We start from the raw sequence: 7,352 nt of genomic DNA, 5'->3' as shown, positions 1-7,352 counted from the left end.
GACCACCGCGCCGTCGACTGCCGGACCGTCCACCCCGGGCGCCGCGCGGCGCGGGTTCGTGACCGCCGGCGGCAGCGTGGAGGCCGAGTGCGGGGCGGCCGGGGTGCGCGTGGTGACGTGGTCCCCAGCGCCCGGCTACCGGACGAAGGACGACGACCGTGGTCCGGACGACCATGTCGAGATCCGGTTCGTCGGCGCCTCCGATGAACACGAGCTTCGACTGCGCTGCCGCGACGGGGTCCCGGTCCGGGACCTCGACGACTGACGTTTTCCCAGCTCAGAGGCGTTGACTGTCCGTGATCGGACAGCCCGGCGGCTGGTTGGTGGGCGGCGGATCGACATAGCTTCGGAGGAAGAGGGCGATCACCGCTGATCGTCCGGAAGCACCACGAACGCCTCCCGCCGGCGTAACGGGAGAAAGGAACACCATGCCCAGCCCCAGATCGAGGAGGGGAACGACCGGCCAGCCCATTCCGAGCACACAGGAGATCGCGAGCGTCGACACCGAGATCAACTCGTGCTCGCCGGCCGGGCTGCCGGCCAGCGCCCGCGTGCTGTTCGCCGTGGTCGACGCGAACGGAACCCTGGTCCGCGGCCTCGGCGCCACCTCGGCCACCCGACTCGCCGCCGGGATGTACCAGGTCGCCTTCGACCAGGACGTGGCCGGAGCCGCGTACGTCGGGACCGTCGGCCCGGCCACCGGCGGCGGACTCGCCCCGCAGGGCGTCATCACCGTGGCACCCCGCACCGGCATCGCCAACGCGGTCTTCGTCGAGACGCACGCCGCCAGCGGCCACGCGGACCGCCCGTTCCACCTGACCGTCCTCGCCTGACGGGTCGGCGGCACACCGGCCGGTTGTGGCAGCATCGCGCGGTGCGTCCGTACCGCCTGCTCGCCGCGACCGCCGTGCTGCTCGCGCTCGCGCACCTGGCCGGGAGCTGGGCGGCCGAGCCGCTGCTGCCCGTGGCCCAGCCCCTCGCCTGGTGCGCCGTGGCCGGTGTCGCCCTGACCGTTGCGGGGCCGGGGCCGTGGACCCGCTGCGCGCTCGCGGTCGCCGGGTTCGCGCTGGCCGCGCTGAGCCTGCCGGTGGGGGAGCGACCGGGCTTCGGGTGGACGGCGTTGCGCACCGAACCCGTCGCGCCCCGCACCTGGCTGCTCTGGGCGCTCGTCGGCGTGGCGCTCCTGGTGGCCGTGGCCGCGCTGCCGGTAACCAGGCCGGATCGGCGCCGGACCGTGGTGACCGTGGCGCTGCTCGCGTCCGCCGTCGCGCTCCTGCTGGTCCGGGACGTCGTGACGCCGCCGTACCTGGCGACCCCGGCGCTGCACGTCGTGCTGCCGCCGTACCTGGTGCTGGTGGGGTCCGCGGTGGTGGCGCTGTACCGCTCGGCGGCGGTCGTCGTGGCGGCGGGCCTGGGTCTGGCCGCGGTGGCCGTGCTGGGCGTGACGGCGGCGCTACCGGCGTTTCCGGCCCCGGCGACCGGCGGGCTGACCTTCTACAGCCCGCTGGAATACCAGGCCCGGGTCGGGGGTGGCATCTGGGCCGACGTCCTCGGATGCGCGGGGGCGGCGTTGGTGCTGGTCGGGTGCGTGCGGGCCCACAGACGAGCGCACGGCGCCGCACGACCGAGGTCGTAACGTCGCCGCGCTCTGGCCGTCTCCCACCGGCGCAGCCCAACGGCGGTACGTCAGCGGGGACCTGGCTCGACCGGCCCAGCCCGCACCGGTCTTGTCGGGTGCAGATGCCCGTCCGGGAGGGATCCAAACCTGACCGGGGTGGCGAATTCCACCATCTGCGAGTCTCGGCGTGGCCGGCGCGCGAACGGGGTATGAGCGGGCCATGGAGCATTTCACGATCGCGACCGTCGCCGAGAAGAGTCCCGACTTCCGCCGCGTGCTCTGGACCGGTGAGCACACCCAGTTGGTCATCATGACCATCCCGCCGGGCGGTGAGATCGGCGAGGAGGTCCACGAGGGCATCGACCAGATCCTCACGTTCGTCAGCGGCACCGGCGAGGCGCGCGTGGCGGGCGAGAAGAAGGAGGTCGTCTCCGGCGACCTGGTGGTCGTGCCCGCCGGCACGAAGCACAACTTCGTCAACACCGGGCCGAACCCGCTGGTGCTCTACACCGTCTACGGCCCGCCGGAGCACGCCGACGGCGCGGTGCACAAGACGAAGGAAGAGGCGGACGCCGCCGAGGAGGCCGGCGAGGACGAGCCGCCGACGTCCTGACGCCCCGGGTGCAGGTGTTAAGAGGGGGCCCCGCCTCTACCGGAGACGTTAGGAAGGGGCCCCTCCTTACACCAGGCCCGGGTACTTGATGCCGGCGCCGGTGTTCAGCACCACCACCCGCTCGTCGGGCCGGATCCAGCCACCGGCCCGCAGGTGCCGGGCGGCGGTCAGGCAGGCCGCGCCCTCCGGGCAGAGCAGCAGCCCTTCCCGCTCGGCGAAGTCCCGCAGGTCGGCGAGGATCTCCGCGTCGTCCACCGCGATCGCGGTGCCGGCGCTCTCCCGCAGTGCGGTCAGGATCAGCTCGTCGCCGAGCGGGGCCGGCACGGTGATGCCGAACGCCACGGTGTGCGCGTCCACCCACGGGGTGGCCCGCGCTTCGCCGGCCGCGAACGCCCGCACGATCGGCGCGCAGCCGGTGGACTGCACCGCCACCAGCCGGGGCAGCCGGTCCTCCACCCAGCCCAGCTCACGCAGCTCGTGCAACGCCTTGTGGATGCCGATCAGCCCGACGCCGCCGCCGGTCGGGTAGACGATGACGTCGGGCACCTGCCAGCCGAGCTGCTCGACGATCTCGTACCCCATGGTCTTCTTGCCCTCCAGGCGGTACGGCTCGCGCAGCGTGCCGGCGTCGAAGATCCGCCCGTCCGACGCGGCGACCAGCTCGGCGATCTCCCGGCCCGCGTCGTTGATCAGGCCGTCGACCAGCCGCAGGTCCGCCCCGGCGGCGAGGCACTCCTGCCGGCAGATGGTCGGCGCGGCCAGCGGCATGGCGATCGTCGCGCCGATCCCGGCCCGCGCCGCGTACGTGGCCCAGGCCGCCCCGGCGTTGCCGTTGGTCGGCATGGCGATCCGTTCCACGCCCAGCTCGCGGGCGCGGCTCACGCCGACCGCCGCACCCCGGGCCTTGAACGACCCGGTCGGGGTCAGCCCTTCGTCCTTGACCATCAGATCCGCGATGCCGATCTCGTGGCCGTACGCCGGGGCGCGCCACATCGGCGTCCAGCCCTCGCCCAGCGTGGTGACGAACCTCGGGTCGGCCACCGGCAGCAGCTCGCGGTAGCGCCACAGGTCGGCCGGGCGCAGCCCGAACCGCTCCGGGGTCACCGTGGCGGCCACCGTGGCCAGGTCGTAGCGGGCCAGCAGCGGCGAGCCGCACCCGCACAGGTTCTGCGGTTCGTCGGCCTGGTGCTCCAGGCCGCAGCGCGGGCATTCCAGGTGCGTCAGGTGCACGGTGGTCCTCAGCTCGCGTCGATGCTCAGCCAGTGCCGGCTGCGCCGGCCCGGCTCGTACGGGGAGTCGAGGCGTTTCGCCACCACTCCCGGGAGCCCCTGCTCACGGGCGGCCCGTAGGGCGTCCGCGCCGACTCCCGGGAACCAGGGCGGAGTCTGCCAGTGCGGGCCGGCGAGCGCCAGACCGTCGAGCAGGTCGCGGCGTTGCGCGTACGGCACGTCGAGGCTGGTCACGCCCTCCAGCCAGAGCAGGTCGACGGCGAGGAACTGGCCGTCGCGCCGGGTGGGCGGGTGGAGCCGGCCGGCCGGGTCGATCCGGACCAGCACGCCGTCCAGCACCACCTCGGTCGGGGCCAGTTCCTCGGCCATGGCCCGCGACCAGGGGTACGCGCCGGTGACGTCCGCGTCGGCACCGTCGAGCAGCCGCAGCCGGCCGCCGGAGACGTACGCCATCGCCCGCACGCCCGGCCAGCGCAGCTCGTACCCCCAGGCGTCGGCGTCGCGCGGCAGCCGCTTTCCCTCGGCGGGGCGCATCGGGCGGACCAGCTCGGGCATCGGCGTCCAGCCCGCCGGCGCGGGGTCGGTGCGCCTGACCATCCAGTCGCGGCCCCGGCCGCCGGTGGCGAACAGCACGTACCGCCCCTTGGTGCGTGCGCCGTCGAGCACCACGACCACCTCGTCGTCGCGCCACTTCTCCGCGCGGTAGGTGCCGGTGTCGTGCACGCTCATCCGCCCGCCGCCGTACTCCCCGGCGGGGATCTCGCCGGCGAACGTCAGGTACTCCATCGGGTGGTCCTCGGTGTGCACGGCGAGGTGGTTGCGGCCCGGGTCGCGGGGCAGGCCGCGCGGCACCGCCCAGGAGGCCAGCACGCCGTCGTGCTCCAGCCGCAGGTCCCAGTGCAGGCTCCGGGCGTGGTGCTGCTGGATGACGAAGCGGGGCGCGCGCCGAGCCGGTGGCCCGCGGCGCGGGGTCCGCTCGGGCACCGGCTCCGGGGTACGCGCCGCGTCCCGCTTGCGCCGGTACTCCTCCAGCCGGTCCGCCACCCCCGCATTGTCCGTCAGACCGGCCCGTCGCGCCGGCATGGCGGCGACGATCAGGGGTAGAACCGACGACATGGACCTCGACCAGCCCACCCTCCCACTCCCCGGCGACATCCGGATCCCGCTGCTCGGATTCGGTACCTGGCAGGCCACCGGCGAGGACGGCTACCAGGCCGTGCTCGCCGCGCTGGACGCCGGCTACCGGCACATCGACACGGCGACGATGTACGGCAACGAGAAGGAGGTGGGGCGCGCGGTCAAGGAGAGCGGACTGCGCCGGGAGGACCTCTTCATCACCACCAAGCTGCCGCCGGACCGGGTGGGTCGGGAGCGGGAGACCATCGAGGCCAGCCTGACCGCCCTGGACACCGACTACGTCGACCTGTGGCTGGTGCACTGGCCGCCGTCCGCGCCCGGTGACAGCATCCCGGTCTGGCGGGAGATGCTGGCCGCCCGGGACGAGGACCTGGCCCGGTCCGTCGGGGTGAGCAACTACTCGATCGGCCAGATCGACGAGCTGATCCAGGCCACCGAGGAGACGCCCGCGGTCAACCAGATCCGCTGGAGCCCGTCGCTGTACGACCGGCAGACGCACGCCGCCCACCGGGACCGGGGGGTGGCGTTGGAGGGCTACAGCCCGTTCAAGACCAGCGACCTGTCCGACCCGGTGCTGGTCCGGATCGCGCAGGCGCACGACGTGTCGCCGGCCCAGGTGGTGCTGCGCTGGCACATCGACCACGAGACCGTGGTCATTCCGAAGTCGGTCACGCCGGAGCGGATCCGGGCCAACGCCGACGTGTTCGGGTTCTCGCTGACCGCCGAGGAGATGCGCGACATCGACGCCCTGGGCGGCTGACCCCACGTACGCGGACGGGGCGCGGTCGGTGTGCGACCGCGCCCCGTCACGCTGCGGTGGTCAGCCCCGGGCGCAGGTGGCGCCGTTGAGGGAGAAGCTGCTCGGCGCGGAGAAGCTGCCGTTCAGCGTGGCCTGGTAGCCGAAGTTGGTCGAGGCACCGGGCGCGAGCGTGCCGTTGTAGTCGACGTTGCGCGCGGTGACCGCCGAGCCGCTCTGGTTCACGGTGGCGTTCCACGCGTTCGTCACGTTCTGCCCGGAGGGCAGGGTGTAGTTCAGCGTCCAGCCGTTGATCGTGCCGGAACCGGTGTTCTTGATGGTCACCTCGGCGGTGAAGCCGTTGTTCCACACGTTCGTCGCCCGGTACGTCACGGTGCAGGCCGCGCCGGACGGCGGGTTCGTCGTCGGCGTGCCGGTCGGCGGCGTGGTGGTGGGCGGCGGGTTGCTGCCGGTGTTGACGCTCTGCGAGAACGAGTTGACGGCCAGCCCGACGCCGCCCTGCCACGGCTCGAAGCCGGCCTGGATGCTGGTCAGGTACCAGTCGTTGGTGATCGCCCCGCGGTTGCGGGTGTCGTTGATGAACGCCATCGCGTCGAAGCTGAAGCTGGGGACCGCGGACGGCGCCACGTACGAGATGACGTTGTTGGAGCCGTTGCTGCCCCGCCAGACCTCCCAGGTCCGGCCGGCGATGCTGGCGTTGCCGACGGGCGAGCCGATGGGCTGGATCGGGCCCTGCCGGTTGAGCCAGATCATGATCTCCATCTGGTTGACCCCGTCCCGCTTGGGCGACGGGTCGAGCCAGATGTCGTAGGCGGCGTCGTAGACCGCGCCGCTGACGTAGTTGTAGCTGATGCTCGCGGGCGCGCTGGCGATGTTCTTCACCTGCACCGGCAGGTTCGTGCCCGGCGAACAGTTGGTGTAGTGGCAGCCGACGAAGATGGACGGGTAGGAGACCGGTGCCCCGTTTGTCGGCGCGGAGCCGTCCGCCCGGGTGATCGAGAACCCGGTGGAGGTGACGTTGATGCACTGCTGCGCGCTGGTGCCCCAGCGGTTGTTCTGCACCACGTACTTGCCGCCGATCGTGGTCGAGCCGTACTGCTCGCAGATCTGGGTGTCGGCGGAGGCGTTGCCGCCGAGCGCGACGGCGACGACGGCGCTGGCGGCCAGCAGACCGGCCGCGGCGATGGCCCTGAGTGGACGCTTCATGATGCTCCTTGGTTCGGCGCGGGGGGCGCCGGATCTGTGGGGTGGTACGAGCGGGAGCGCTCCCACGTTCACGTCACACATTTACATGTCTGAAACAGTTGCGCAACTGGACCGGTTAAGTTGGGCGGCGGGCGGTCCTCCGGTTGGCGTGGGATTCCTGCTGGTGGGACGGAGGGAGCCGTCGACCGGGTGCCTGGGCCAGGGCCGACGGGCACTTTCGCCGCCTGGTTGCGGCGAGTAATGTCTTGCCTCCAACGCGTTCCGATCCCCTCCGGAGGCGTACCCCACGATGGGTGGTCCCCCCCTGCGCATCCTCGTCGTCGGCGCGGGCATCGCCGGCCTCGCTGTGGCCCGGGCGCTGCGCCTGGCGGGGTTCCGGCCCGACGTCACCGAGCGGCTGCCGCCCACCGAGCACACCGACACCGGCCTCTACCTGCCCGGCAACGCGGCCCGGGCGATGCGCCGGCTCGACCTGGACGGCCCGCTGCGCCCGCTCGGCCAGGTGATCCACCGGCAGCGCTTCCTCGACGCCGCCGGCGCGCCGCTGTGCGAGGTGGACCTCGACGCGCTCTGGGCCGGGGTGGGAGAGTGCCGGGCGTTGCCCCGGGCCGAGCTGCACCGGGTGCTGCTCACCGGCGCCGGCGGCGCCGTCCGGCACGGCGCCGAGGTGAGCACCGTCGAGCTGTCGCCCGGCCGCGTCACGGTCGGCTTCACCGACGGCACCAGCGGGGAGTACGACCTGGTCGTCGGCGCCGACGGGCCCCGCTCCGCGGTGCGCACGCTGGCCGCGCT

8 protein-coding genes and 1 pseudogene are annotated in these 7,352 nt (G+C 73.1%); 6 read left to right on the top strand and 3 right to left on the bottom strand.

Going from position 1 to position 7,352, the window contains the following annotated elements; genetic code table 11:
• From HUW36_RS34130 to HUW36_RS21250, 4 genes and pseudogenes are all read left to right on the top strand, one after another.
• Positions 1–265 (top strand): annotated as a pseudogene (locus HUW36_RS34130) (septum formation initiator); the annotation flags it as partial.
• A gap of 163 nt (positions 266–428) precedes the next feature.
• The gene (locus HUW36_RS21260; protein WP_174529776.1) at positions 429–833 is read left to right on the top strand and encodes a hypothetical protein; all 405 of its coding nucleotides are present in this window, start codon (positions 429–431) and stop codon (positions 831–833) included.
• 41 nt (positions 834–874) lie between these two features.
• Positions 875–1,636, top strand: coding sequence for a hypothetical protein (locus HUW36_RS21255; protein WP_174529775.1), 762 nt, complete (start codon positions 875–877; stop codon positions 1,634–1,636).
• A gap of 202 nt (positions 1,637–1,838) precedes the next feature.
• Complete coding sequence (locus tag HUW36_RS21250) at positions 1,839–2,231, top strand: cupin domain-containing protein (RefSeq protein WP_013284343.1); 393 nt, start codon at positions 1,839–1,841, stop codon at positions 2,229–2,231.
• A gap of 66 nt (positions 2,232–2,297) precedes the next feature.
• On the opposite strand, the gene HUW36_RS21245 is transcribed toward HUW36_RS21250, so the two are convergent.
• Complete coding sequence (locus HUW36_RS21245; protein ID WP_174529774.1) at positions 2,298–3,461, bottom strand: threonine synthase; 1,164 nt, start codon at positions 3,459–3,461, stop codon at positions 2,298–2,300.
• 8 nt (positions 3,462–3,469) lie between these two features.
• The gene (locus HUW36_RS21240; RefSeq protein WP_174529778.1) at positions 3,470–4,504 is read right to left on the bottom strand and encodes a DNA polymerase ligase N-terminal domain-containing protein; all 1,035 of its coding nucleotides are present in this window, start codon (positions 4,502–4,504) and stop codon (positions 3,470–3,472) included.
• A 70-nt stretch (positions 4,505–4,574) separates the two neighbouring features.
• Between HUW36_RS21240 and HUW36_RS21235 the strand changes: the two genes are divergently transcribed.
• Positions 4,575–5,357: an aldo/keto reductase gene (locus HUW36_RS21235; protein WP_174529773.1), complete on the top strand. Its 783-nt coding sequence runs from the start codon at positions 4,575–4,577 to the stop codon at positions 5,355–5,357.
• A gap of 60 nt (positions 5,358–5,417) precedes the next feature.
• Here the strand turns inward: HUW36_RS21235 and HUW36_RS21230 are convergent, their stop codons facing one another.
• Positions 5,418–6,560, bottom strand: a complete 1,143-nt coding sequence (locus tag HUW36_RS21230) for a glycoside hydrolase family 12 protein (protein WP_174529772.1) — start codon at positions 6,558–6,560, stop codon at positions 5,418–5,420.
• A gap of 289 nt (positions 6,561–6,849) precedes the next feature.
• On the opposite strand from HUW36_RS21230, the gene HUW36_RS21225 reads away from it, so the two are divergent.
• The coding region (locus tag HUW36_RS21225) for an FAD-dependent oxidoreductase (protein ID WP_174529771.1) at positions 6,850–7,352 on the top strand (503 nt) is incomplete at its 3' end.

Source organism: Micromonospora maritima, from assembly GCF_902825405.1.
Lineage (GTDB): Bacteria > Actinomycetota > Actinomycetes > Mycobacteriales > Micromonosporaceae > Micromonospora > Micromonospora maritima.
This window is presented reverse-complemented; position numbering and strand designations above follow the sequence as displayed.